The sequence below is a fragment of the Ramlibacter sp. AN1015 genome, assembly GCF_037726105.1.
GTDB lineage: Bacteria > Pseudomonadota > Gammaproteobacteria > Burkholderiales > Burkholderiaceae_C > Ramlibacter.
This window is the reverse complement of the sequence record NZ_JBBJUM010000005.1, coordinates 285,325-307,332: the sequence shown is the minus strand read 5'-3', so window position 1 is coordinate 307,332 and position 22,008 is coordinate 285,325. Positions and strand designations below refer to the sequence as shown.

Annotated in this window: 20 protein-coding genes and 1 tRNA gene; 8 read left to right on the top strand and 13 right to left on the bottom strand. The window is 63.2% G+C overall.

What is annotated here, in order from left to right; genetic code table 11:
• Positions 1-3: 3 nt before the first annotated feature.
• The 3 genes from WG922_RS10745 to WG922_RS10735 all read right to left on the bottom strand — a co-directional run bounded on the left by WG922_RS10745 (position 4) and on the right by WG922_RS10735 (position 3,648).
• A complete protein-coding gene (locus WG922_RS10745) occupies positions 4-1,161 on the bottom strand; it encodes an acyl-CoA dehydrogenase family protein (RefSeq protein ID WP_340282577.1) in 1,158 nt (385 codons plus the stop codon).
• A 66-nt stretch (positions 1,162-1,227) separates the two neighbouring features.
• Entirely contained in the window at positions 1,228-2,361 is a 1,134-nt protein-coding gene (locus WG922_RS10740; RefSeq protein ID WP_340282576.1) for a CaiB/BaiF CoA transferase family protein, read from the bottom strand.
• Positions 2,362-2,754: 393 nt separating this feature from the next.
• Positions 2,755-3,648 carry a LysR family transcriptional regulator gene (locus WG922_RS10735; protein ID WP_340282575.1) on the bottom strand — a complete coding sequence of 298 codons (894 nt, stop codon included), beginning with the start codon at positions 3,646-3,648 and terminating at the stop codon, positions 2,755-2,757.
• A gap of 129 nt (positions 3,649-3,777) precedes the next feature.
• On the opposite strand from WG922_RS10735, the gene WG922_RS10730 reads away from it, so the two are divergent.
• The 4 genes from WG922_RS10730 to WG922_RS10715 are packed head-to-tail and all read left to right on the top strand — an operon-like array spanning position 3,778 to position 7,887.
• Positions 3,778-4,935 carry an acyl-CoA dehydrogenase family protein gene (locus WG922_RS10730; RefSeq protein WP_340282574.1) on the top strand — a complete coding sequence of 386 codons (1,158 nt, stop codon included), beginning with the start codon at positions 3,778-3,780 and terminating at the stop codon, positions 4,933-4,935.
• 42 nt (positions 4,936-4,977) lie between these two features.
• Positions 4,978-6,162 carry an acyl-CoA dehydrogenase gene (locus WG922_RS10725; protein WP_340282573.1) on the top strand — a complete coding sequence of 395 codons (1,185 nt, stop codon included), beginning with the start codon at positions 4,978-4,980 and terminating at the stop codon, positions 6,160-6,162.
• Positions 6,163-6,194: 32 nt separating this feature from the next.
• Entirely contained in the window at positions 6,195-6,944 is a 750-nt protein-coding gene (locus WG922_RS10720; protein WP_340282572.1) for an electron transfer flavoprotein subunit beta/FixA family protein, read from the top strand.
• Position 6,945: 1 nt separating this feature from the next.
• On the top strand, positions 6,946-7,887 hold the full coding sequence (locus WG922_RS10715; protein WP_340282571.1) for an electron transfer flavoprotein subunit alpha/FixB family protein: 942 nt from the start codon (positions 6,946-6,948) through the stop codon (positions 7,885-7,887).
• A 322-nt stretch (positions 7,888-8,209) separates the two neighbouring features.
• Here the strand turns inward: WG922_RS10715 and WG922_RS10710 are convergent, their stop codons facing one another.
• The 3 genes from WG922_RS10710 to WG922_RS10700 are packed head-to-tail and all read right to left on the bottom strand — an operon-like array spanning position 8,210 to position 9,936.
• Positions 8,210-8,965 carry a Bug family tripartite tricarboxylate transporter substrate binding protein gene (locus tag WG922_RS10710; protein WP_340282570.1) on the bottom strand — a complete coding sequence of 252 codons (756 nt, stop codon included), beginning with the start codon at positions 8,963-8,965 and terminating at the stop codon, positions 8,210-8,212.
• A complete protein-coding gene (locus WG922_RS10705; protein WP_340282569.1) occupies positions 8,904-9,764 on the bottom strand; it encodes a thiamine pyrophosphate-binding protein in 861 nt (286 codons plus the stop codon). The genes WG922_RS10710 and WG922_RS10705 overlap by 62 nt, the downstream gene beginning before the upstream one ends.
• A 16-nt stretch (positions 9,765-9,780) precedes the next feature.
• Positions 9,781-9,936, bottom strand: coding sequence for an alpha/beta fold hydrolase (locus WG922_RS10700; RefSeq protein WP_340282568.1), 156 nt, complete (start codon positions 9,934-9,936; stop codon positions 9,781-9,783).
• A gap of 286 nt (positions 9,937-10,222) precedes the next feature.
• On the opposite strand from WG922_RS10700, the gene WG922_RS10695 reads away from it, so the two are divergent.
• Positions 10,223-11,092, top strand: coding sequence for a fumarylacetoacetate hydrolase family protein (locus WG922_RS10695; protein WP_340282566.1), 870 nt, complete (start codon positions 10,223-10,225; stop codon positions 11,090-11,092).
• 303 nt (positions 11,093-11,395) lie between these two features.
• Here WG922_RS10695 and WG922_RS10690 read toward each other — a convergent pair whose 3' ends face one another.
• Entirely contained in the window at positions 11,396-11,836 is a 441-nt protein-coding gene (locus WG922_RS10690) for a helix-turn-helix domain-containing protein (protein ID WP_340282565.1), read from the bottom strand.
• Between the two features lie 1,015 nt (positions 11,837-12,851).
• Complete coding sequence (locus WG922_RS10685; RefSeq protein ID WP_340282564.1) at positions 12,852-13,418, bottom strand: hypothetical protein; 567 nt, start codon at positions 13,416-13,418, stop codon at positions 12,852-12,854.
• Positions 13,419-14,059: 641 nt separating this feature from the next.
• Between WG922_RS10685 and WG922_RS10680 the strand changes: the two genes are divergently transcribed.
• A complete protein-coding gene (locus WG922_RS10680; RefSeq protein WP_340282563.1) occupies positions 14,060-15,223 on the top strand; it encodes a Shedu immune nuclease family protein in 1,164 nt (387 codons plus the stop codon).
• 304 nt (positions 15,224-15,527) lie between these two features.
• On the opposite strand, the gene WG922_RS10675 is transcribed toward WG922_RS10680, so the two are convergent.
• The 3 genes from WG922_RS10675 to WG922_RS10665 form a co-directional block, all read right to left on the bottom strand.
• A complete protein-coding gene (locus tag WG922_RS10675) occupies positions 15,528-16,766 on the bottom strand; it encodes a tyrosine-type recombinase/integrase (protein ID WP_340282562.1) in 1,239 nt (412 codons plus the stop codon).
• A 226-nt stretch (positions 16,767-16,992) separates the two neighbouring features.
• Positions 16,993-18,585 (bottom strand): tyrosine-type recombinase/integrase, encoded by a 1,593-nt coding sequence (locus WG922_RS10670; RefSeq protein ID WP_340282561.1) that lies wholly within the window; start codon positions 18,583-18,585, stop codon positions 16,993-16,995.
• 292 nt (positions 18,586-18,877) lie between these two features.
• The gene (locus WG922_RS10665; protein ID WP_340282640.1) at positions 18,878-19,279 is read right to left on the bottom strand and encodes a diacylglycerol kinase; all 402 of its coding nucleotides are present in this window, start codon (positions 19,277-19,279) and stop codon (positions 18,878-18,880) included.
• Between the two features lie 366 nt (positions 19,280-19,645).
• On the opposite strand from WG922_RS10665, the gene ygiD reads away from it, so the two are divergent.
• Together ygiD and WG922_RS10655 are read left to right on the top strand one after the other, a co-directional pair.
• Positions 19,646-20,431, top strand: coding sequence for a 4,5-DOPA-extradiol-dioxygenase (ygiD, locus tag WG922_RS10660; RefSeq protein ID WP_340282639.1), 786 nt, complete (start codon positions 19,646-19,648; stop codon positions 20,429-20,431).
• Positions 20,432-20,597: 166 nt separating this feature from the next.
• On the top strand, positions 20,598-21,203 hold the full coding sequence (locus WG922_RS10655; RefSeq protein WP_340282560.1) for an Hsp20/alpha crystallin family protein: 606 nt from the start codon (positions 20,598-20,600) through the stop codon (positions 21,201-21,203).
• Positions 21,204-21,469: 266 nt separating this feature from the next.
• Here the strand turns inward: WG922_RS10655 and WG922_RS10650 are convergent.
• Together WG922_RS10650 and rplQ are read right to left on the bottom strand one after the other, a co-directional pair.
• A tRNA-Met gene (locus WG922_RS10650) sits at positions 21,470-21,546 on the bottom strand.
• A 36-nt stretch (positions 21,547-21,582) separates the two neighbouring features.
• Positions 21,583-21,975: a 50S ribosomal protein L17 gene (rplQ, locus tag WG922_RS10645; protein WP_340282559.1), complete on the bottom strand. Its 393-nt coding sequence runs from the start codon at positions 21,973-21,975 to the stop codon at positions 21,583-21,585.
• Positions 21,976-22,008: the final 33 nt, after the last annotated feature.

Here is a 22,008-nt window from a genome sequence, read left to right as displayed (position 1 = left end):
CCTTCAGCGCAGGCCCAGGCCGCGAGCGATCATGCCCCGCAGGATGTCGCGCGTGCCGCCGCGCAAGGAGTATGCGGGCGCCACCTGGGTGACATAGGTCAGCGTGCGCAGCAATTCGAGTGGGACGTCCCCCTCCGGCCGCCGGAACAGATCGTCGGCAATGAGGGCGGGGATCGCCTGTTCCACGGCAGTGCCCAGGTCCTTGACCAAGGCCGCCTCGACCGCGGAGCTCTCCCCCCGTGTCAGCTTGCCTGTCACGGCGATAGACATCGCACGCAGCGGCGCCAGCTGCGACAGCAGCTTGCCGGCGAGCCGCACGGACTCGGGCGTGCGGCCCGGCGGCGTGCGAACGTAGGCGAGCCACTCGTCGAACAGGACGATGCTGGAGTAGATGCGTTCCGGCCCGCTGCGCTCGAAGGCCAGCTCTGACATCACCTGCTCCCAGCCATCGCCCTCCCCTCCCAGCACAGCGCCGGGGGCCAGCTGAACGTCGTCGAAGAACACCTCACAGAAGTGCGAGTCACCGGACAGGTCGATGATTGGCCGCACGGTCACGCCCGGCAACTTGAGGTCCACGATGACCTGCGTCAGGCCCTTGTGCCGGTCCTCGCTGCTGCCCGACGTGCGAACCAGCGCCATCATGTAGTGGCAGCGGTGGGCGTTCGTGGTCCAAATCTTCTGCCCGTTCAGCGTCCAGCCGGCTTCGTTGCGGGTGGCACGCGTCTTCACGCTGGCGAGATCGGAGCCGGCATTTGGCTCGCTCATGCCGATGCAAAAGTACGATTCGCCCCTGCAGACGGGAGGAATGTAGAAGCGCTTTTGCTCCTGCGTTCCGTACTTCAAGATCAGGGGCGCGCTCTGGCGCTCCGCGATCCAGTGCGACCCGACGGGAGCTCCATGGTTCAGGAACTCCTCCACGACAACGTAGCGCGCGTACGCGCTGCGGCCGCCGCCGCCGTATTCCTTCGGCAAGGTCAGCCCGAGAAATCCGCGGCGGCCGGCTTCTCGGGTGAAATGGTCGTCGTAGCCGCCCCAGGAGCGGGCCCGTACATGCGCGGGCAGCTGTGCCACGGCGTGCTGCACAAATGCGCGGACCGGCCCGCGCAGCGCCTCGTCGGCGGCGGGGAGCGCGGTGAGCGACAGCGAGTCGAGCGCTCTCATGGCGCGATGGTTGTTTGACGCACGCGTAGCATCTGTCTCGAGCCCAGGTCGCTTTCTCCTCGCCTTCTAGCGGGCAGGCGCGAAGCGCGGGAGTTCAGCTCCCATGTCCGAAGGCGGCGCGGCCGGCCGGCCCGGGGTTAGCGACAGCTTCACGGGAACGCCCAGCCCCTGGTAGTCGCCATCGCGCACAACCATTTCCCTGTGAGCCGTATGCGGATGGTTCAGGGCAGCGGACACCGACAGCACGGGTGCCGCCGGAACGCCGACCTTCATCAGCCGCTCGCAAAGCGCCTGCGACGGGGAAGCGCCCACCGCGCGCTCTATCTCGGCGCGCAGCGCCTGCCTGTTCGCCAGCCTCTGCGGATTGCTCTTGAAGCGTTCGTCGGCAGCAAGTTCCGGCACTCGAAGTTCGTTGCAAAACCTGGCGAACTGCGCGTCGTTGAGTATGCCGATGTAGATCTCGCCATTGCTGACCCTGAACAGGTCGTAGGGGTAGATGTTCGGGTGGCCATTTCCCATCTGGCGCGGCTCCACACCGGAGTGCAGCCAATTGGAAGCTTGCGGCACCAGCATGCTCAGGGCGCTGTCGTAGAGCGAAACCTCAACCTTCTGCCCGCGGCCAGAACGCAGTTGCTCGACTCGGGCGAGCAACACTCCGATCATCGCGTTGTGGGCGGTGAGGATATCGACCACCGGAACACCCACCTTAAGGGGACCGGAATCCTGGTTGCCGGTCAGGCTCATCAGGCCGCTCATGGCTTGTAGGATCGCGTCATAGCCCGGCAAGCCGCCCAAGGGTCCATCCTCGCCGAACCCCGTCACGGAGCAGTAGATCAGGCCTGGATGACGATCGCAGATCTGTTCGTAGCCGAGACCCCAGCGCTCCATCGTCCCGGGCAGGAAGTTCTCGATCAGCAAGTCGGCGGACGCCATCAAGCCGACCAATGCTTCGCGCTGGCCTTCATCGTTGAAATCCAGGCGCACGCTGCGCTTGCCACGATTGAGCGCGGCGAAGTAGGCCGACGGACCGGCGGGCGTGAATGGCGGTCCCAACTTGCGCGTCTCATCGCCAGCCAGCGACTCCACCTTGATGACCTCCGCACCATGGTCAGCGAGCATTTGTGCGCAGAGCGGGCCGGCGAGCACCCGACTGAGGTCGAGCACGCGCATTCCGGTCAACGCCGAGGGTGACCGATTCATGGACCCGGATCCTGGGCAAGAGCCACGCTGGAGCGCATGTCAATCTCCTTTATAACAATACGTTGCTCTAGTTTACGCCACGCGGACCGACTACTACAAGGTGAGCAGCCCGGTTGACGATCGGCAGGAAACCGCGTCGGTTGGCGCACCACTCAAGCTGGGCATCTCTTCCCCCCGCCCATCCGAATCCGCCGATCGCTTCCTTCGCAATCGCCGGTCGCGTTCAGCGCGAGCTTCTGCCTCCAATGACGGCAGCTGGCATGTGACGTTGGGCACGCGTGGTCACACCGGAGATTCGCGTACTTGCACTACCTCAACTCTGAGCTTGAGCTCGCGCGCTTTTCGGCAGGACGGGCATCGCGCATCCCACGGCAGTTCCACCGGGCAGACCGTTCAAGCTTTGTTGCGCGATTTGCCCACGACGAATTCAATGAAAGCTGACGCTGCGCGCGTGGGGTGGCGATTAGGCACGTATAGCAAGTACATCTGCGTTCCAAAGATGCTTAGCCGCCATTCGTCCAGGCAGGTGATCACGCGACCTGCGTCGATGTCTTCCTGCACCATGTAGTCCGGTAGGACCCCGAGTCCGAGCCCGGCTAACGTGGCCTGCCGAAGGAACACGAAGTCTTCGGACAGCAGCGTCGGAGACAGCAGGACTTCCTCGCGCACCGAGCCCCTGTATCCCGCCAATCGCAAATCACGCCCGACGACGTCGGAGGTGACGATGGGAAGTCCCCTCAGGGCGGCGAAACTCACGGGCATCGGGTTGGACTGGACGTACGCGACCGAGGCGCATGCTACGTAGCGTACGTCCCGCAGCTTGCGGGCAACAAGCTCTGCCGGAGGCGCGGACGTAATGCGGACGACGAAATCCAGGTCCTCACGAACGAGATCTCCCACCCTGCTCTCGAAGGCCAGGTCGAGCACGATTCCGGGGTAGAGGTGCTTAAACTCGATCAACCAGTCGGCCATTACAACTTTGCCGTATCCGCTCGGGACCGCGATGCGGAGCTTGCCCTGCAGGGTCCCCGAAAGCTTGGCCAGGGATTCCTTGGCAGCGAGCAGCTCGAGCTGGATGGCCTTGCTGTGGTCATACAGGAGCTGCCCTGCCTGTGTCGGTTCCGCACGCCTTGAGGTTCTGCGCAGCAACTGCACGCCCGCATCCTTCTCGAGGTTCTTCAATCGGTAGCTGACGTTGGCCCGCGTCATGCGCAGGCGCCGGGCGGCTTCACTCAGGTTCCCACTGTCGACGATTTCCAGGAAGAGAAGAAGGCTCTCCGAATTCATGCGCAATTGTCAAGGAAGGTTTGACGTTCCGTCCAGTCTCCTTGTCATTGTCAAACGAATTGCGAGGGGGAACAATGGCCGCCGTGGCGCGCAGGAGCCGCCTAAACCCCATTTGCTACAGCGAAAAACATGGCCCCTGACACCGAATCATTCGACTTGCTGCTGACTGCCGTGCAGCGCTTTATTGCTGAACGGCTCGTCCCGGCCGAAAACACAGTCGAGGAAGCCGACGACGTTCCCGCGGTCATCGTCGAAGAGATGAAACGGATGGGGCTCTTCGGACTCTCGATCCCGGAAGAGTATGGAGGCATCGGCCTGTCCATGCGCCAGGAATGCCGAATCGCGTTCGAGCTTGGCCAGACTTCCCTTGCGTTCCGGTCGGTGTTCGGGACGAACGTCGGGATCGGCTCGCAAGGCATCCTGATGGACGGCACGCCGGAGCAGAAGCGCAAGTTCCTCCCGCGTGTTGCCAGCGGCGAGCTGGTGATGTCGTTCGCGCTCACGGAGCCTGATGTCGGCTCCGACGCTTCGGCGCTCCAGACGCGCGCGGAAATCGACGGCGGTTTCTACGTATTGAGCGGCACCAAACGCTTCATCACCAACGCGCCGCGCGCGGGTGCGTTCACATTGATGGCACGCACCGGTGGTCCAGGCGCGGGCGGCATTTCGGCCTTCATCGTACCGGCGAACTCCCCGGGCATCTCGCTAGGCAAGCCGGACAAGAAGATGGGGCAGCGCGGCACCAAGACGTGCGACGTGGTGCTGGAGCAAGTCCGAGTGCCCGCAGCCAACATCATCGGGGGCGTGCCTGGTGTCGGCTTCAAGACTGCGATGAAGGTGCTCGACCGCGGGCGCCTTCACCTATCGGCGCTGGCCTGCGGGGTGGCGCAGCGGGTCCTGAACGAATCCGTGGCGTACGCAAGGGAGCGGCGGCAGTTCGGCGAGCGCATCGGCGACTTCCAGCTGGTGCAAGCGATGCTGGCAGACAGCCAGGCTGAGCTCTATGCCGGCTGGTCGATGGTGCAGGACTGCGCGCAACGCTACGACGCCAAGTCCCCAGGCCTCTTCAATGCGGACGTGAGTATGCGAGCCTCGTGCGCCAAGCTGTTCTGCACAGAAATGGCCGGACGCGTGGCCGACCGAGGAGTGCAGGTGCACGGCGGCGCGGGGTACATCAGCGAATACAAGGTCGAACGCTTGTACAGAGACGTGCGGCTGCTGCGTCTGTACGAAGGCACCACCCAGATCCAGCAACTCATCATCGGTCGCCACCTCATGCGCGAGTGATCGCCGTGCGCGCCCTTCCCTGCAATCGAACGTGAAGATCCCATGCCAGTCCCCAAAGCCCCATTCAATTGGACCGACCCCTTGCTGCTGGAGCAGCAGCTCACAAACGACGAGCGTTCCGTTCGTGATGCGGCGCAAGCGTATTGCCAGGACCGTCTCGCACCCCGTGTGCTGGAGGCCTTCCGGAGCGAGCAGACCGACGTCGCCATCTTCCGCGAGATGGGCGAGCTGGGCCTGCTGGGCCCGACGATTCCCGAACAGTATGGGGGAGCCGGCCTCAACTACGTCTGCTACGGCCTCGTGGCCCGTGAAGTGGAGCGCGTCGACTCGGGCTACCGCTCGATGATGTCCGTGCAATCCTCCCTGGTGATGGTGCCGATCCACGAGTTCGGAAACGCAGCGACAAGGGAGAAGTACCTGCCCAGGCTGGCTACCGGCGAGTCGATCGGCTGCTTTGGCTTAACGGAGCCGAACCACGGATCCGACCCAGGCAGCATGATTACGCGCGCTTGGAAGGTGGACGGCGGTTACTCCCTGTCCGGCAGCAAGATGTGGATCACCAACAGCCCGATCGCCGACGTGTTCGTCGTTTGGGCCAAGGACGATGGCGGCCAGATCCGGGGTTTTGTCCTGGAGAAGGGCTGGAAAGGTTTGACCGCACCGGTCATCCACGGCAAGGTCGGCCTGCGCGCATCCATCACCGGGGAAATCGTTATGGACAACGTGTTCTGTCCCGAGGAGAACGCGTTTCCGGAGGTGCGCGGGCTCAGGGGCCCCTTCACCTGCCTCAATAGCGCGCGGTACGGCATTGCCTGGGGGGCGCTGGGCGCGGCCGAAGACTGCTGGTTCCGCGCCCGCCAGTATGCGCTCGATCGCAAGCAGTTCGGCAAGCCACTAGCGGCCAACCAGCTGATCCAGAAGAAGCTGGCGGACATCCAAACCGAGATCACGTTGGGCCTGCAAGGCTGCCTCCGTCTGGGCCGGATGAAGGATGAAGGCACTTCGGCTGTGGAGATCACTTCGATCATGAAGCGCAACTCGTGCGGCAAGGCGCTGGACATCGCGCGCCTGGCCCGCGACATGATGGGCGGCAACGGCATCAGCGACGAATTCGGCGTGGCGCGCCACTTGGTGAACCTGGAGGTGGTGAACACCTACGAGGGCACACACGACGTCCATGCACTCATCCTGGGCCGCGCGCAGACCGGCATCGCAGCCTTCAACTGATTGCGCTGCCCCTACCCTGAAGAGGACCACAGATGAAGATACTTGTACCGGTCAAGCGGGTGGTGGACTACAACGTGAAGGTCCGCGTGAAGTCGGACAACACGGGTGTGGACATCGCCAACGTGAAGATGAGCATGAACCCCTTCGACGAGATTGCCGTCGAAGAGGCCGTGCGGCTCAAGGAGAAGGGCGGGGTGACCGAGGTGATCGCCGTCTCCTGCGGCGTCGCACAGTGCCAGGAGACGCTGCGCACGGCCATGGCCATCGGCGCCGACCGCGCCATCCTGGTCGAGACCAGCGAAGAGCTCCAGCCGCTGGCGGTCGCCAAGCTGCTCAAGGCAGTCATGGACAAGGAGCAGCCGCAGCTGGTGATCCTGGGCAAGCAGGCCATCGACGACGACTGCAACCAGACGGGCCAGATGCTGGCCGCGCTGGCCGACCTGCCGCAGGCGACCTTCGCCTCCAAGGTCGAGATCGCCGACGGGAAGGCGACGGTGACGCGCGAAGTCGATGGCGGCCTCGAGACGGTGGCTATCACGCTGCCGGCGGTGGTCACCACCGACCTGCGCCTGAACGAGCCGCGCTACGTGACGCTGCCCAACATCATGAAGGCCAAGAAGAAGCCGCTGGAGACGCTCAAACCCGAAGACCTCGGCGTGGACGTGACGCCGCGCCTGAAGACCCTCAAGGTCAGCGAGCCGCCCAAGCGCGGCGCCGGCGTGAAGGTGCCAGACGTGGCCACCCTCGTGGACAAACTCAAGAACGAAGCCAAGGTGATCTGATATGGCAGCCCTCGTCATCGCCGAACACGACAACGCCTCCATCAAGGGAGCCACCCTCAACACCGTCACCGCCGCCGCTGCCTGCGGCGCGGGCGAGGTGCATGTGCTGGTCGCCGGACTGAACGCCGGCGCCGCCGCCGAAGCGGCCGGCCGGATTTCCGGCGTCTCCAAGGTCATCCACGTCGACAGCCCGGCACTCGAGCACGGGCTGGCCGAGAACGTCGCGGCCCAGGTGCTGGCGCTGGCGCTGGCCGGAGACTACAGCCACATCCTGTTCCCCGCCACCTCCAACGGCAAGAACAGCGCGCCGCGCGTGGCCGCCAAGCTGGACGTCGCGCAGATCTCGGAGATCTCGCGCGTGCAGAGCCCGGACACCTTCGAGCGCCCGATCTACGCCGGCAACGCCATCGCCACGGTGCAGAGCCAGGATGCGGTGAAGGTGATCACGGTGCGCACCACCGGCTTCGACGCTGCGCAGGCCGAGGGCGGAAGCGCCTCGGTGCAGAAGGTGGATGCCGTGGCGGACAGCGGCAAGAGCAGCTTCGTCGGCCAGGAGATCGCCAAGAGCGACCGGCCCGAGCTCACCGCCGCGAAGGTCATCGTCTCCGGCGGCCGCGCGCTCGGCAGCGCCGAGAAGTTCAACGAGGTCATGACCCCGCTGGCCGACAAGCTCGGCGCCGCGCTCGGCGCGAGCCGCGCCGCCGTGGACGCCGGCTATGCCCCCAACGACTGGCAGGTCGGCCAGACCGGCAAGGTCGTCGCGCCGCAGCTGTATGTGGCCGCCGGCATCTCGGGCGCCATTCAGCACCTGGCGGGCATGAAGGACTCCAAGGTGATCGTGGCGATCAACAAGGACGCCGAGGCGCCGATCTTCAGCGTGGCCGACTACGGCCTCGAAGCCGATCTATTTACGGCCGTGCCGAAACTGGTCCAATCTCTTTAGTCTCGCATCGATAGTTAGCAATCCTAGACGAAGCTGTCTATGTCGCACCTGCCCCGGCGCGTCAGCGTTCGCCACATCGCGAGCTATGCTAGCCAGCATCACGCGCCCAGGGACTCGGCCATCGACGGGGCCGCTGAAGGAGCCTCCCTCCTGATACTCGCAGGCAGCGATGGCCGGAGGGACGAGACCAAGGGAGCGTTGCCTGAACCAAGATGATCCATTTTTGGCAGGGCGGCCGTTCGAGTGGGCATTGAGGTTTAGTAACGCTCCACCCGAGGTGCCGCAATCAGCGGCACCCGCCTAGTCCAGTCTGATGTTGCCTTCACGTGCAGCCTTCTCCCACTTTGCCATCCTTTCGCACCAGAGCCTGAATCTGCGCAGGTGACATGGGAGAGACCTCGTGACCGAGGTCGGCAAGACGTTTGCGGATCGCTGGATCGGCGACGACCTGTGCCACGCCGGCATTCAGCTTCTCGACAATGGGCGCCGGCGTGCCTGCTGGCGCGAACAGGCCGTACCAGACACTCATTTCGAGCTCCGGCCAGCCCATCTGCGCCACTGTCGGAACGTTCGGCAGTTGCGAGCTACGCTGCGGCGACGTGATGGCCAAAGCCTTCAATCGACCATCCTTCAGAAAATTGAGCCCGGTGGCGATGTCCAGCATCATGAAATCAAGGTGACCACCCAGCAACGCTTGCACCGCCTCCCCCGCTCCCTTGTAGGGAACATACGTGTAGCTCAAGCCGCTTGCGCCCTTGAGCTGCTGGCCGAGCACCTGGCCGTAAAGCACGGCCGATCCGTAATTCAGCTTCTCTGGATTGCGCTTGCTGTACTCCACGAGTTCCTTCAGGTTGTTGGCCGGCACCTTCGGGTGAGCGACGAACAGCGCGGGCACGCGCGCCAGCAAGGCAACTGGCGTCAGATCCTTTTGGGGGTCGAGCGGCAACTTGCTGTAGACGGCGGGCAGGATCGTGGCCGTCATGTCCAGGGTTGCGAGCAAGGTGTAGCCGTCCGGCTTAGCAGTCGCCACCGACTGCGCGCCGATTACCGTGTTGCCGCCCGCCACCGCCAGCAGCACGTCGCACGCGGCGATCGCGTCTTGCGCGGCCTCGACCTGGAAAAGCAGGGCCTGAGGATGGGAGGTCGCCACCACCCCGCTCCCGGCGAAGGTGGTCACCACCGGACAGCCCAGCTTTTTCGGCCAGCGCCAGCATCCTCGCCTGGCAGCGGCGATGCTGCACCGTCTCGCCGATCCTCAGCACCGGCAGCGACGCGCCATTTAGCAGCGCCGCCGCCGCTAGCACCGCACTCTCAGGCGCCGGCTGCGGACCGGCGCGGTAGCGGCTGGGCGGTACCAATGGTGGGAAGTCCCACTCTTGGGTGTGCATCATGGCGTCGTACTCGACGTACACAGGACCCGGCGTGCCGGAGAGCGCCTCGCGGAAGGCCTGCTGCACGGCGTCATCAATCTCAGCCGGATGGCGGACCACGACCGCGAACTTGCAGATCTGCGCGAACAGTGGCTCCATCGGTGCCGACAACCACTGCCCACGCCGGATCGCGTGCGCCGCCCCCTGGTGGCGCCGAGCCCCGAAGAAGATGACGGGAATGTGCTCACGCGATGCAGCAACGGCTGCCGGCAGGAGGTTCGCCACGCCCGGACCCATCGCACCGAACGCGGCCTGCGGGCGTCCAGTGACGGCGTTGTAGCCCATTGCTGCAAAGGCAGCAGCCGCCTCGTGACGCGGTCCGACCACGTGCAGGCCGGCGCGTTCAGCGTGCAGCAGCACGTCACGCGTGGTGATGTCCCCCTGGGCGAAGACAGCCTGCACGCCTTCCTGCCGCAGCAACTCCACGATGCGGCGCCCCATGCTCATACGAGTTCGCGCCATGTCAGCTGCCCTTTACCGTTTGCAGGAAATTCATCAGCACCCGGTTGAAGTCGTCGGGCTTTTCCAGGTTGATCAGGTGCCCTGCGCCCTCAACGATGGCCAGCCGCGCGCCTGGGATGGCACGTGCCAGCTGCCGCATCTGCTCCAGTGGCGCCACCTTGTCCTCGTCGGACGCGACTATTCACTTCGTGCGTCGAGCCGATGATCTTTCCGGTAGCACAAAGGACTAACCCCGATCCTTGCCTCTGGCGTCAACCGCGCCTACGCGTCCCTTCTTGGTGGCAGCTGTCCTGCTCGAGGCCGCTCGTGTCGGGCTATTGCCAAGTTGATCGGAGCCCGGCCGGTTCCAAACTGCTCGCACGCTCGGAAGTGTCCTCGCGAATTGCTGTGAAGTGCGTGCCAGACTGCTCCCAACTCCTGTTCATTCAAGCAACGCCAGAATCATGAGACTCGCAACTTTCCAGCTCAACGGCCGTCGCCAGGTCGGCCAAGTTTCTTCGGACGGAACGAAGGTGACCCCTTTTGCGCTGATGGAGGCGCAGGCCGCCTCTGGCGTCCTCGCCTTGGTGGAGAGCGCCGCGCGCGGTGAACCGTTGCCGCAGTTGTCTGCGCAGGCCGTCTCCATCGAGTCCGTCCAACTCGAGGCTCCCATTCCGCGCCCCCGTCGTAACGTGTGGTGTGTGGGCCGAAACTACCACGCCCACGCCAAAGAGCTGTCTTCATCCGTCTTCAAGGCGAACAGCGGCAAGACGGATGAATGGCCGATCGTGTTCACAAAAGCGCCCGAGTGCGTGGTCGGCCCCCGTGCCGATGTCCAGCTGCCCGGCGGCGTGTCCGAGCAGATCGACTACGAAGCGGAGCTGGGCGTGGTGATCGGCAGCCAGGGAAAGAACATTCGCCCCGAAGATGCGCTCCACCATGTCTACGGCTACACGGTGATCAACGACGTCACGGCGCGCGACGTGCAAATGCGCCACCAGCAGTGGGACATGGGTAAGTCCTTCGACACCTTCTGCCCCATGGGGCCGTGGATTCAGACCGCCGACGAGTTCGACGCACTGAAGTCGCGCGTACGCTGCTGGGTCAACGGCGAGCAGCGGCAGGATAGCCCGGTCGACAACATGATTTTCGACATTCCGACCCTGATCGAGACGATCTCCCGTGGCATCACGCTGTACCCGGGCGACATCATTGCCACGGGAACGCCAGCGGGTGTCGGCATGGGCCTGAAGCCGCCCGTTTTCCTCAAGGCCGGTGACGTCGTGCGCGTCGAGGTCGAAGGTTTGGGCGAAATCGAGAACCGCTTCGTTTGATCCCGTCGCGATCAAGAGTACAACTGCCTATGCCGAAGCAGAAGAAGAGGCGCGCACCTCCCACCGCTCCATCTGGAGTCAACCCTCCCCACAAGCGCCGTGGGACTTCCGCCGAATGAGCCGCAAGCAGCAGCATTAACCAGGACACGCCTCTCTAGGGAACTCGAGAGGCGTGCTCGGGTGAATTTCAGCGGATCGCGCCCTTGGCAGGGTGCCCACCCATGAGGTCGGCGATCGCTCGTGGTCAAAACCCCGGCCATGCGGCGGCGGCGAACCACTGCTCGCAACCCACACGCCTGCGCGTCAGGCGGATGCTTCGAGTTGCTGCATCGCCTCGGATTTCGATAGCTTCCGCACTCGCGCAATGGCGTCAAGTTGCGCTTGCCTCGGCCGGACTTTCCCGGCTTCCCATTTGTAGACCGACAGAGCCGAACATCCGATCAGGCGCGACATCTGCTCTGCGCTAACGCCTAGCCGCTTGCGATGCTGGGCAAAGCCTTCTGGACGCCAGCGCAGTGCCGGTCCGACTTCCGACTGGGGGTTTTCCTTGGTGGAGGCTGATGATCGTTGGCCTCGCTGCAGTTGCTTGAGAGCTCGCTGGAGCTCACCGACCTGGCGCCGCAAGGCGTAAATTTGCTTCCGCTGCTCCGCGTTCGTTTTGGCAAAAGCTCCTGTTTCGGCACGAATCTCCTTGCGTGCAACGCGCGCGATCTCGGTCTTAAGAACTGCTGCAATGTTTGGCATGCCGAGCATTATGGCTGCGTTAGCGAGCAGCGCCTCTGACGGCGGGTGACGCGAGGCGCCCGAGGATACCGCGCGGGGGAAGTCGAACCTGAAGCCATTCCCATGCAGCGGCGGCGGACGTGTGGCGGCACAGAACTGCTGGCCCGACGAAGCTCGTATTCCGATAGGGCTGATACTGCGGAACAGTCAGCCTCAATAACGGGCTGGCGACCCCGTCCAATGACGGCTTCTTTGGCGCGATCAGCGCGAGTACCCGATCTGGTCCCGAAGTGATCGCATCGGACCTAAAGGAAGCGTTTTCGACAGCTTGCGACTGCCGCCGGTGCTGGGGCAGTTGCCGCGGCAAGTCGCTTGGCGGCCCTCCGCTTACAAGTTGGAAGGACCTCTGTTACCACGGGCGCCTTGACTCAAGAACTTGTCTTTGATCCCGGCATTGCCGTCGAGGAAGCGGCGAGACGTGCGCTCTAACTGAACGCCCGGCGGAACGCGTGGTAATCCCGGAGTGAGGCAGATATCCGGAGCCGTGTTGCAGCTGGTAACTGCCGGCCCCTCAAAGCGTGGCTGATCTTTTGCCTTACCTCAAGGGGCTTCGGGATACCAGTTAGCGCGACGGAGCGCTTCCAGTTCGCCGTGTCACGATTGATGCGCGCATCAAACGCGCGCCAATCGGTGGACTCGGCTATTTCTGCGTTCAAGGCGTTTATCTCTGCGATGCTCAGTCTGCGTAGAGAGTCGGATGAATTCGTCATAAGCCCTTTGTCCACGAGAGTTGCGCGGCGTCGGGAGCAACTTTAGCCCCTTGTGCGCGCGACGCAAGCATCAGATTGTTCATAGACGAATTCACTTTTCCCAACTCTGACCGAGCCGCAGGCGTCCACGTGGTGTTCAATGACAACCTCGAAGATTAAGCGGAGGTGGGAGGCAAGCAGTTGATTGCTATGCAGTAGCTTTGGCGGCATCTACCGGGATTAATGATCCGAAGGAGGTGGAAAAACAACTCCGCTTCCACAAACTATCAGCCGATAGCATTGTCGCGCTGAGCACGGTGAAACAGAGCTAAGTAGGTCGGCGCCACCGAAGCCGGCGTGCACCAGGCTGACGATCCCGCAGCGCTGTGGGCCAGTTGCCTGCGCGGCGCTGACTTCGACTTCGACGTTTCGTTGTTAGTCGGCGGATCAGTCAGCAGCAGCATCCCCGCTGACCGCCCCATCGACACGGGTGAACTGTCGGTCTGATACCCCGGCGCGTACCCCGGATGTCTTCTTCTGGCACCCGAACGGACTTTCCCTAGGTGCGACGGCAGCACCTCTCGCTGCCGGTGTTGCACCCGGGACCAAGGACCGCTTTGCAGCGGTTGCTGTCGGTCGACGGAGGCCGCCAAGTGCGGGGTCTCGGCGTCAATGCGGTCATTGAGCCACACCCGGACCCGAAGACGGATGAACGACGCCAGTGGGTCGGAAGCTGACGTCCTGCGTTCAACGCGTTCGAGGTGGGAAGCCGTGCACGCGCCCTTCTCGGGGACCTCGCCGGTGCTGTGCTGCTGATCCTTGAGCCCGGTATGCTCTTGGGTCGTGATATCCATCGATTCCTCCTTCCTTGCCATATGGGGCGCAGGTCTCTCAACGCTGTTGGCAGCCGTAAAGCTTTGGGAGTTGTGGCGAGACCGATTCCAGGTAGACATAAGCTACAAATTCAGTGGCAGCAGAGAGATCGGGAACCAGATCCAGATCAGGAACCTCGGCACGCGGCCTTTCATCCTCGCTCACTGGGAGCTCCTGGCCGGGACCACTCGGTGGCCATTCGTGAGGCGGAACGAAATTTACAGTGCCGATTTCGACTCAGAAGACGTGAAACTGGACTCGCACTCCACATATCGCCTTACGTTTGCCGAGGAAGACCACTTCGACTGGGGCGTCGGGCACTTTTTCTGGATTCGTCTGCACGTCGCCGGGCGCCGGCCGGAGATGATTCGGGTCTACCCTTAGCTGCGAAGTCTTCTTTGGTCGGTTGCCGCCGTCGTTGCGTGAGGGCGCCCGGTCCAACCAAGTGGGCCGCTGCGAGACAGTGATTGGGCGTGAGCTGACGCTCCAGAGAGGCCTATTTCGCCCAGCGGGCAGGCGAGTACGACGCGGGCATCAGCTGCCTGCCCACGTAAGCTGAGAGGCGCACGTCCGCGCTGGGTCGAAAGCTGCCATTTCTGTAACATGGCGCCAAGGAGGGGCCATGGACGACGAAGTAGAGATTCACAAGAACAAGCTGCCTGGCAAGACCTACATCAGCCCGGCAGTGCAGATTCCTGACGGAGCACTACGGATTGCCTCGAAGGTGATTGACTCAGAAGGCCTGCACTTCGTTAAGGTGAAAAATGAAGTCGTCCTTCGCCATACTGCTAGCGGCCGCACGGAAATCGTCGCCAAGTTCCTCGAATCCGACAGGCAACTGCGCGTCGTAACGCTGCAGGCGTTCACTCCTAAGTCCGGTGCCCCGCACCACACGCACTTCTCGTTCGTCGGATCCGAGATTGCGAAGCTTCTGGACTTCTTCCAGAACATCGCATCCGTGGAGTTCGACGGCCCAGGCAAAGTGAACCTGACTGATAAGGACCTGAAGCGGCTGATAGTGTCCAAGGAACAGGCCAAGAGCCTAGTTCACGATAACCAAGAGGCTTTTGCGGAGGCGATGCAGTCTGACCTCACGAAGGAAGACGTTGTTGCACTGGGGTATCGGAAACGCCAGCTGGGCACCTTCTCAAAGCTGTTAAGCAGCCGGGAATACTTTGAGCAAGTGCGCCAGCAAAAGGGCGCGGCCGGCGATGAGGCTCTTTGGCAGATGTTCTTCGAGAGGAATCGCTGGGTCTTTGGATATGGACTGAGCTACTTCTTTGTGACCGGCTTCGAAGGTCGAAAACTGGAACAGGTCGTGCAAGGTCACAACCTTCTAGAGCGGGGGAAGCGATCGGACGGACTTATGAAGACGCGCGGCGTCATCAACTCGCTCTGCTTCGTCGAGATTAAAACGCACAACACTCCCTTGCTCGAGTCTTCTGCCTATAGGCCCGGTTGCTGGGCGCCATCTCGCGAGCTCGCAGGCGCGGTATCGCAGGTCCAGGGAACGGTCTCGGCAGCCATGCAGCATCTTTACGGGCTCATTCGACCCGCGGACGAAGACGGCACCCCCACGGGCGAGGTGGTGTTCAACTACAAACCCAGGGCATTCATCGTAATCGGCTCGACGGGGCAATTCGTGACTGATACCGGCGTGAATGCGGAAAAGGCTCGGTCGTTCGAGCTATATCGGAACTCGGTGAACGGTATCGACATCATCACCTTCGACGAGCTCTACGAACGAAGCAAGTTCATCGTGGAATCAGCTACGAAGGCCGCGTAGTCTCTCCGCGCACATGCGGCGGGCGCCCCCCGCCGTCAGCGATCGCTCGGAGGAGCGGCATGTCTGCTTCCGGCCAATCACGATGGCTCGTCGCGCCTGGCCCCCAATGTCAGGTATCGGCGACTGCCGTCATCGGGCGACTCCAACCTGACCGGCAGCACACAGTCTGAAGCGGTCACTCGTTCGCCGCGCGTAACCCTATGTCTGGTCTAAGAGGACGCCGCCAGCGCGGTTGTAGCTGATGGCGGCAATCGACCCCTTAGCGGACATCCTCGTGGCGTTTGAAAGCCAAGGGCAAGAACTCCTACTGCGCGCGGAGACGTTCCTCTAGAAAATCCGCCCAGAACTCCATCATCTTCCGCCGCTGCGGCAGCTGCCTGCTATGGTCATATGCGCCTCTTACCTTGCCCCGCACGTGCGCCAGCTGGAGTTCGATGTGATCCGAAGCGAACTGCCGCTCGTACAGCGCAGTGGATGCCAGCCCGCGGAAGCCGTGGCCCGTCATCTTCCCTTTGTACCCAAGGCGCTCGAGGGCCTTCAGAATCGTGTTGTTGCTCATCGGTTTCTTTCGGTCACGGTCACCGGGAAACAGCAACTCCGATCCCCTTGAGATCACCTGAAGCGTCCGAAGGACCTGAACAGCCTGCGGCGCCAGCGGCACGATGTGCAGCCGCTTCATCTTCATGCGTTCGGCGGGTATCCGCCATTCCGCTGCGTCAAAGTCGATCTCGTCCCACTTGGCCTCGATCAGTTCAGATGTGCGGACAAACGTCAATGCAAGCAGCTTCATCGCGAGCCGGGTAAGCTGTGAACCTTCGTATGCTTCAATCTTTCTCAGGAGCTGAGGCAGCTCGCTTTCGTCAATCCGGGCGTGATTCCCTGCGGCGCGTTGGGGCAGGACGTCCGAGGGCTTGAACTCGGAGGCGGGGTTGCGGCTGCACAGCCCTCGCGTGATCGCGTACCGAAACACCTGACTGCAGGTATTCCGCACTCGGCGCGCGACATCCGTGGCTCCGCGCCCTTGGACACGCTCCATCATTGCGACGACGTGCTTGGGTTCGATCTGGTCCACTGGCTTGTGCCCAAGCACCGGAAATACGTTCCGCTCCAGCCGGCTCATGACGTCCTCCGCATACCTCGCATGCCGCCCTGTGGACCACCTCGAGTGCCAGGCACGAGCGACGGCTTCGAACGATGACTCCTGCGCGATCAGCAGAGCAAGCTTCGCCTCCCGCTTCTCGTCCGCAGGATCAATGCCGGCTTGCACCTTCTCGCGTGCTTGGTCTCGGGCGGCGCGCGCCTGCTCAAGGCTGACCTCCGGGTACGACCCAAGGAGCAGCACTTTCTCCCGCCCCCGGATGTAGTACCGCCACCGCCAGGAGCGCTGCCCGCTCGGTGTGACAAGGACGAAGAGTGAGTTGCCGTCGAACACCTTGTACGGGCGCTCTCGAGTGATCAGGTCGGCCAGTTGCTGGTCGGTGAGACGGCAGTCTGGCTGCCGGGGTCGACGTTGAGTGGTGGTGGTTGCGGTCGTTTCAGACATCTTTCGGGTCCTTCTGTTGGAAGAAAAGTACCCCGATAGCCGCTGTCTCCATACCCCGATTCGTACCCCGATAAGGTCTTGGATCGTCATGGACGTCCGTGGACGTCAGAAGACATAAAGCCCTGATTTCTCAGGGCTTTATGCTGCTTGGGGGACTCTGGTGGACCTCTGTGGACAGAGGTCTTGGCGGAGCAGGAGGCAGTCGTACTCTCGATTCGAGAACTCGCTAAGTCTCGGACGTGCCAGCATCCATTTTTTTCTGACGTTGCGCAGGAGACCGATACACGAGATCAGGAATGCCGCGGGCCATGACAGCTCCCATGCCTTCAGTACGCAGCGGCTGCGTAGCGACTGTGGCCACAACCGGGCTCGCCTTCTTCTTTTCAAAGTGTCGAGTCCGTGTGTCAATCTTCGCGAATGCTTCTCCCATGAAAGAAGCAGGCTGACCAACCTCCGCCTCGTGCGTGACTGCAGGCTCGTTCGGCTCCAACAGTAGTGTTGCGTGCTCACGAGCGTTCCAGCGAACACCGGCCTGCTGCAGCATCCACGACTCCAAACGGTCGTGGTACATCCGCAAAAGGTCAATGGGGCGACGCTTGTAGTGCTTCTCGGCGATCGCACTAGGCTTGTGCCCCTGGATCTGCGCTACTACACCAACTGGCACCTCGATCCACTCGCTCAACGTCGCGAACGAGCGTCGAAGTCCGTGCAACGACACGTGCGGCAGGTCGGCTTCTGCACAGGCTTGTGCGTGCGGCTTGCTGACGCCCACGAGATGACCCGCCTTGGAGGTTACGCTGCTGAAGACGTACTCATTCACTCGCGGCAACGATTCCAGCAGCGATGCGAGATACGGCGTGAGTGGAATCGTGCGCTGGCCGTCGACCTTGTCGCGGATCGTCAGCTTCCGGCCTCGCAGATCCACGTCCACCCACTTCAGCAGCTGCCACTCAGTGCGACGGGCTCCCGTCAACAGGAGGCCCTGAAGGTATGCACTCACGACCGGGTTGTTGATGGCGCGCACCGCCCGGAACCAAGGTTCCAACTGCTCGCGCTGTAATGCGTCGTGTTCCTTGGTGTTCTTGGGTGGAGAGAAGTCCGTCACTGCGCGTGCGGTGGCGCAATCCGCGTGGACAGCCCTTTGGTAGACCGGGTGCTCCATGCACCAATTGATGAACGCCCTGAACTTGCGCAAGGAATTCCCAGCCGCGGTGGGCCTGCTGGAGCTTTCGGCCTTTAGCCAGGCGGAGACCACCTCGGACGTGATCGCGTTGAGGGGCCGCTCCAGAAGACTGGCAAGCGGTCCGGCCTTCGTGAGCGTCTTTCCTCGCTTGGGCTTCTCGCCGCCAACTTGAGCAGCAATCTCGTGGTCGTGACGGTGGGTCTTCCCCCACTTCGGGTGAGGCGCCGCGAGATAGACGTTCCAGGCCGTGCGTGCCACGACTTGCTTGGCCTGGCGTTCCGCTGCCGAAGCATCCGCCGCCGCCTTAGCTTTGGCGGCCAAGACTCTCGGATCAATCCCCTGGTCCACGGTGACCTTGAACCGGTTGGCCGCCTCCCGTGCATCCTGGATGGTCCACGCGTCAGGAGAACCCAAGGTCACTCGAATGTCCCTGCCGTGAAGCTTGGCCTGGCAGACATACGCCTTCGCGCCCATTCGCGTCACGCGGACGCCGAGGCAGTGGGACTTGATGTCCCAGAGGAATGTCTGGCTCTTTCCCTTCTCGCACTCGAACTCGGCAACGCGCGCCGGCGTCAGATTGACTCTCGCCATGTAAGCCCTGGTGTAAGCGGAATCGGCGGATTCCGATCCATCCAAGTCTACATCCCAAGCGTGCAGGAGTCGCCTATGTTGTTGATTCTGCGAGAGAAATCAATTCATATCCATGTCGATCCATGTCCGGATTCATCGCCTCCGAAGCCAAGGGTCGTGGGTTCGATCCCCGCCAGCCGCGCCAAAGACATGAATGCCACCCTTCGCGGTGGCGTTTTTTTGCCTCTCCACCACGCGAATGAGCCCACGCGGTCAGGCGAGCGTGCGCCAAGGACACCGGAATCGAGAGGCGCACGCGGACACCGGTGACCTCGGCTCTGCGCTTTCGCGCCGGCTCTCAGGGAATAAAGCGCTCAGCCAGGGCTGCGATCCACACACCGGAGGCGAGCAGGACGCTCAGGAACACCGCCGCGCTTCCCATGTCCTTGGCCTGCTTCGACAGCGCGTTCCACTCGAGCCCCGTGCGGTCCACCACGGATTCGATCGCCGTATTGAGTAGTTCGACGATCATTACCAGCAGCACCGAACCGGCCAGCAGCGCCGCTTCGACCCAGCTGCGCGCCAGCACGGTGGCGGCGGGCAGCAGCACCAGCGCCAGCAAAACCTCCAGTCGGAACGCCGGGTGCAGCCATGCCGCGCGCAGCCCGGCGAGGGAGTAGCCCGTCGCATGCCACACGCGCGCCACGCCACGACGCAGCTTCTGCGGATTGACTGGCTCGGGACTCTGCGGTGAGGGCATCGCAGCATTGTTGCAGCACTTGAGCGCCTGCCCCGTGCCAACGGCAGCGTCGCTGGAGGCGATCGGCCCGGCTGCGGTGCGCCCGCGCCCAAAGGTCAGCAAGCCGAGCAGATGCGCCGCGACTTGGGTGGACTGTGGCTGCACCAGCGGAATTCACCGCGGCCGCTCGACCCGCGCCATGGGCGACGCGGCCTCGCGTCCATGGAGGGTTCGCACGAGGGCGAATGCCCGTTGCGTGATGCGCTTTTTGCGCGTGCGGCAGGACGCCACGCCGTCCGCGCGCGCGTTCGCTACGATACGTCGGTGACCTCGCCATCCGCTTCCGCGCCCCTCGAGAGCCTCTCCCCGCTTGCGTCCACGGCCCGCATGCCGGTGCTGTTCGTAGGACACGGCAGCCCGATGAATGCCATCGAGGACAACGTCTATCGGCGCAGCTGGCAGCAGCTCGGCAGCCAGTTCGGTACACGCTACCCGATGCCGCAGCTGATCTTGTGCATTTCGGCGCATTGGCTTACCGACGGCTGGTGGCTCACCGGGCAGGAGCGCCCTCCGACGATCCACGACTTTGGCGGGTTCCCGGCGGAGCTGTTCGCACAGCAGTATCCCGCTCCTGGCGCGCCGGCGGTCGCAGCCGCCATTGGCGCGGCGATGCGGAACCCGCCGATCGGCGTGGATGCGCAGGCATGGGGGCTGGACCACGGGGCCTGGTCCGTTCTAAAGCCCATGTTTCCCGCCGCCGATATCCCGGTGGTGCAACTGAGCATGGACTTCAATCAGCCTGCGACCGCGCACCTCGCGCTTGGACGGCAACTGCGGCCCCTTCGGGATCGAGGCGTGTTGATCGTCGGCAGTGGCAACATCGTGCACAACCTGCGCACCATGCGCCGCGAAGCGGCAAGCGACCAGGCGTACGAGTGGGCCGTCGCCTTCGACGCCCAGGTGCAGGAGTGGCTCGACCGACGGGACCTGGCGGCACTCGCCGAGTTTCAGCAACTGGGCGCGATTGCGCGGCTCGCGCAGCCCAGCTGGGAGCACTACCTGCCGCTGCTGTACGCAGCCGGCGCGAGCGAGGACGGCGACACCATGCAGGTATTCAACGCATCGTTCCAGGCAGCATCGATTTCGATGCGCTCACTGCTGTGGGCTGCCTGAGGGGGCGACCTGCCCTCCAGCCATGGCGTCGTCCGTCTTGGCAAGCCGCGCCACGATGTCAGAACGCACTGACGCAGGTACGCGCACTCGGCTGACGTGAAGCGCTCGGTCGCGGCAACCAGCTTGGGCCCATCGACGTGACGCATGACGACGAAAGGAGGCCAACATGATGTCGCGATTGATGGGGCCGTTCCCGACAGGGCGCGGCCGATCTGCGCAAGATCCGTTCTCGGACCTGCACCGGGAGATGAACCGGTTGTTCGATGATTTCATCGGGCTCGGCGGTTCCGCAGCTCCGCCCGGCGTGTCAGGGCAGTTGATGTCCATGCCGCGGCTAGACGTGCGTGAGGACCAGCAGGAGATTTGCATCTACGCCGAGGTCCCAGGAGTCAAGCCGTCCGAGCTCGACCTGCGCATCGAGGGCAGCGTGATCACCATACGTGGCGAAAAGAAGAACGCAGCCGCGGAGCAGCAGCAGGACTACCACGTGATAGAGCGCAGCTTCGGGCGCTTCCAGAGATCGATCCAGCTGCCCTTCGAGCCCGATGCCCAGCAGGTTCGCGCCGAGTTCGAGCACGGAGTCCTCACGGTCCACGTGCCGAAGCAACCTCAGCCGGAACGCAGCCGCCGGATCGAAATTCAAGCGAGCGATGGGCAGACCGAAGACGCCCGACCGGGAGGCGCGTCACAGCAGGCTCTGGCTGCGCCCGATGCCGGTCGGCAAACACCGCAACCGCCTCAGGAGCACAGCGAGCAGCGGACTCGCCATTGAAGGTGAAGACAGCACAGCGCGTTGATGACGACCGCGGTCGCCGCGCTGTGCGCCAGACAGGTGATCGAACGCCAAGGGGCACATCGCAAGTGCGCGGGTGAACGCGCGGATCCTCTGCGCGAGCCGTACTGCGCTTGCCGTATGCCGTCGCGGCGAGCTGGCGCCGATGGGCCGCGCAAAGGATCGATGTTCGTCCGGCGGTCCGCATCTCGACGCAAGGCGCGGTCTCAAAAAAAACCGCCCACCAGATGGTGGGCGGTTTGAATTGGTTGCGCGGGCAAGATTTGAACTTGCGACCTTTGGGTTATGAGCCCAACGAGCTACCAGGCTGCTCCACCGCGCGTCAGAAGAAAATGATTATAGGTCAGAAACGTGCCGGTTACTCGCCGGCCTGCTGTTCTTCCGCGGAAACTTCGGGGCGATCGACCAGCTCGACAAGCGCCATGGGGGCGTTGTCGCCGACCCGGAAGCCCATCTTCAGGATACGGGTGTAGCCACCTGGACGCGCCTTGAAACGTGGGCCCAGATCATTGAACAGCTTGGAGACGATGTCGCGATTGCGCAGGCGGTCGAATGCCAGGCGCTTGTTGGCGACGGTGGGTTCCTTGGCCAGCGTGATCATCGGCTCGACGACGCGGCGCAGTTCCTTGGCCTTGGGGACCGTGGTCTTGATGGCCTCGTGCTCAAGCAACGAGTTCATCATGTTGCGCAGCATCGCCTGGCGGTGCTCGCTGGTGCGATTGAGTTTACGGAGACCGTGTCCGTGACGCATGGTGGGGTCCTTTCCTTATCGATTAAAAGGCAG

What these genes read in the sequence shown, in the direction of transcription:
- WG922_RS10745 (WP_340282577.1), bottom strand. Translation starts at nt 1,161, where the DNA reads ATGAGAGCGCTCGACTCGCTGTCGCTCACCGCGCTCCCCGCCGCCGAC.
- WG922_RS10740 (WP_340282576.1), bottom strand. Translation starts at nt 2,361, where the DNA reads ATGAATCGGTCACCCTCGGCGTTGACCGGAATGCGCGTGCTCGACCTC.
- WG922_RS10735 (WP_340282575.1), bottom strand. Translation starts at nt 3,648, where the DNA reads ATGAATTCGGAGAGCCTTCTTCTCTTCCTGGAAATCGTCGACAGTGGG.
- WG922_RS10730 (WP_340282574.1), top strand. Translation starts at nt 3,778, where the DNA reads ATGGCCCCTGACACCGAATCATTCGACTTGCTGCTGACTGCCGTGCAG.
- WG922_RS10725 (WP_340282573.1), top strand. Translation starts at nt 4,978, where the DNA reads ATGCCAGTCCCCAAAGCCCCATTCAATTGGACCGACCCCTTGCTGCTG.
- WG922_RS10720 (WP_340282572.1), top strand. Translation starts at nt 6,195, where the DNA reads ATGAAGATACTTGTACCGGTCAAGCGGGTGGTGGACTACAACGTGAAG.
- WG922_RS10715 (WP_340282571.1), top strand. Translation starts at nt 6,946, where the DNA reads ATGGCAGCCCTCGTCATCGCCGAACACGACAACGCCTCCATCAAGGGA.
- WG922_RS10705 (WP_340282569.1), bottom strand. Translation starts at nt 9,764, where the DNA reads ATGAGCATGGGGCGCCGCATCGTGGAGTTGCTGCGGCAGGAAGGCGTG.
- WG922_RS10695 (WP_340282566.1), top strand. Translation starts at nt 10,223, where the DNA reads ATGAGACTCGCAACTTTCCAGCTCAACGGCCGTCGCCAGGTCGGCCAA.
- WG922_RS10690 (WP_340282565.1), bottom strand. Translation starts at nt 11,836, where the DNA reads ATGCCAAACATTGCAGCAGTTCTTAAGACCGAGATCGCGCGCGTTGCA.
- WG922_RS10685 (WP_340282564.1), bottom strand. Translation starts at nt 13,418, where the DNA reads ATGGATATCACGACCCAAGAGCATACCGGGCTCAAGGATCAGCAGCAC.
- WG922_RS10680 (WP_340282563.1), top strand. Translation starts at nt 14,060, where the DNA reads ATGGACGACGAAGTAGAGATTCACAAGAACAAGCTGCCTGGCAAGACC.
- WG922_RS10675 (WP_340282562.1), bottom strand. Translation starts at nt 16,766, where the DNA reads ATGTCTGAAACGACCGCAACCACCACCACTCAACGTCGACCCCGGCAG.
- WG922_RS10665 (WP_340282640.1), bottom strand. Translation starts at nt 19,279, where the DNA reads ATGCCCTCACCGCAGAGTCCCGAGCCAGTCAATCCGCAGAAGCTGCGT.
- ygiD (WP_340282639.1), top strand. Translation starts at nt 19,646, where the DNA reads ATGCCGGTGCTGTTCGTAGGACACGGCAGCCCGATGAATGCCATCGAG.
- WG922_RS10655 (WP_340282560.1), top strand. Translation starts at nt 20,598, where the DNA reads ATGATGTCGCGATTGATGGGGCCGTTCCCGACAGGGCGCGGCCGATCT.
- rplQ (WP_340282559.1), bottom strand. Translation starts at nt 21,975, where the DNA reads ATGCGTCACGGACACGGTCTCCGTAAACTCAATCGCACCAGCGAGCAC.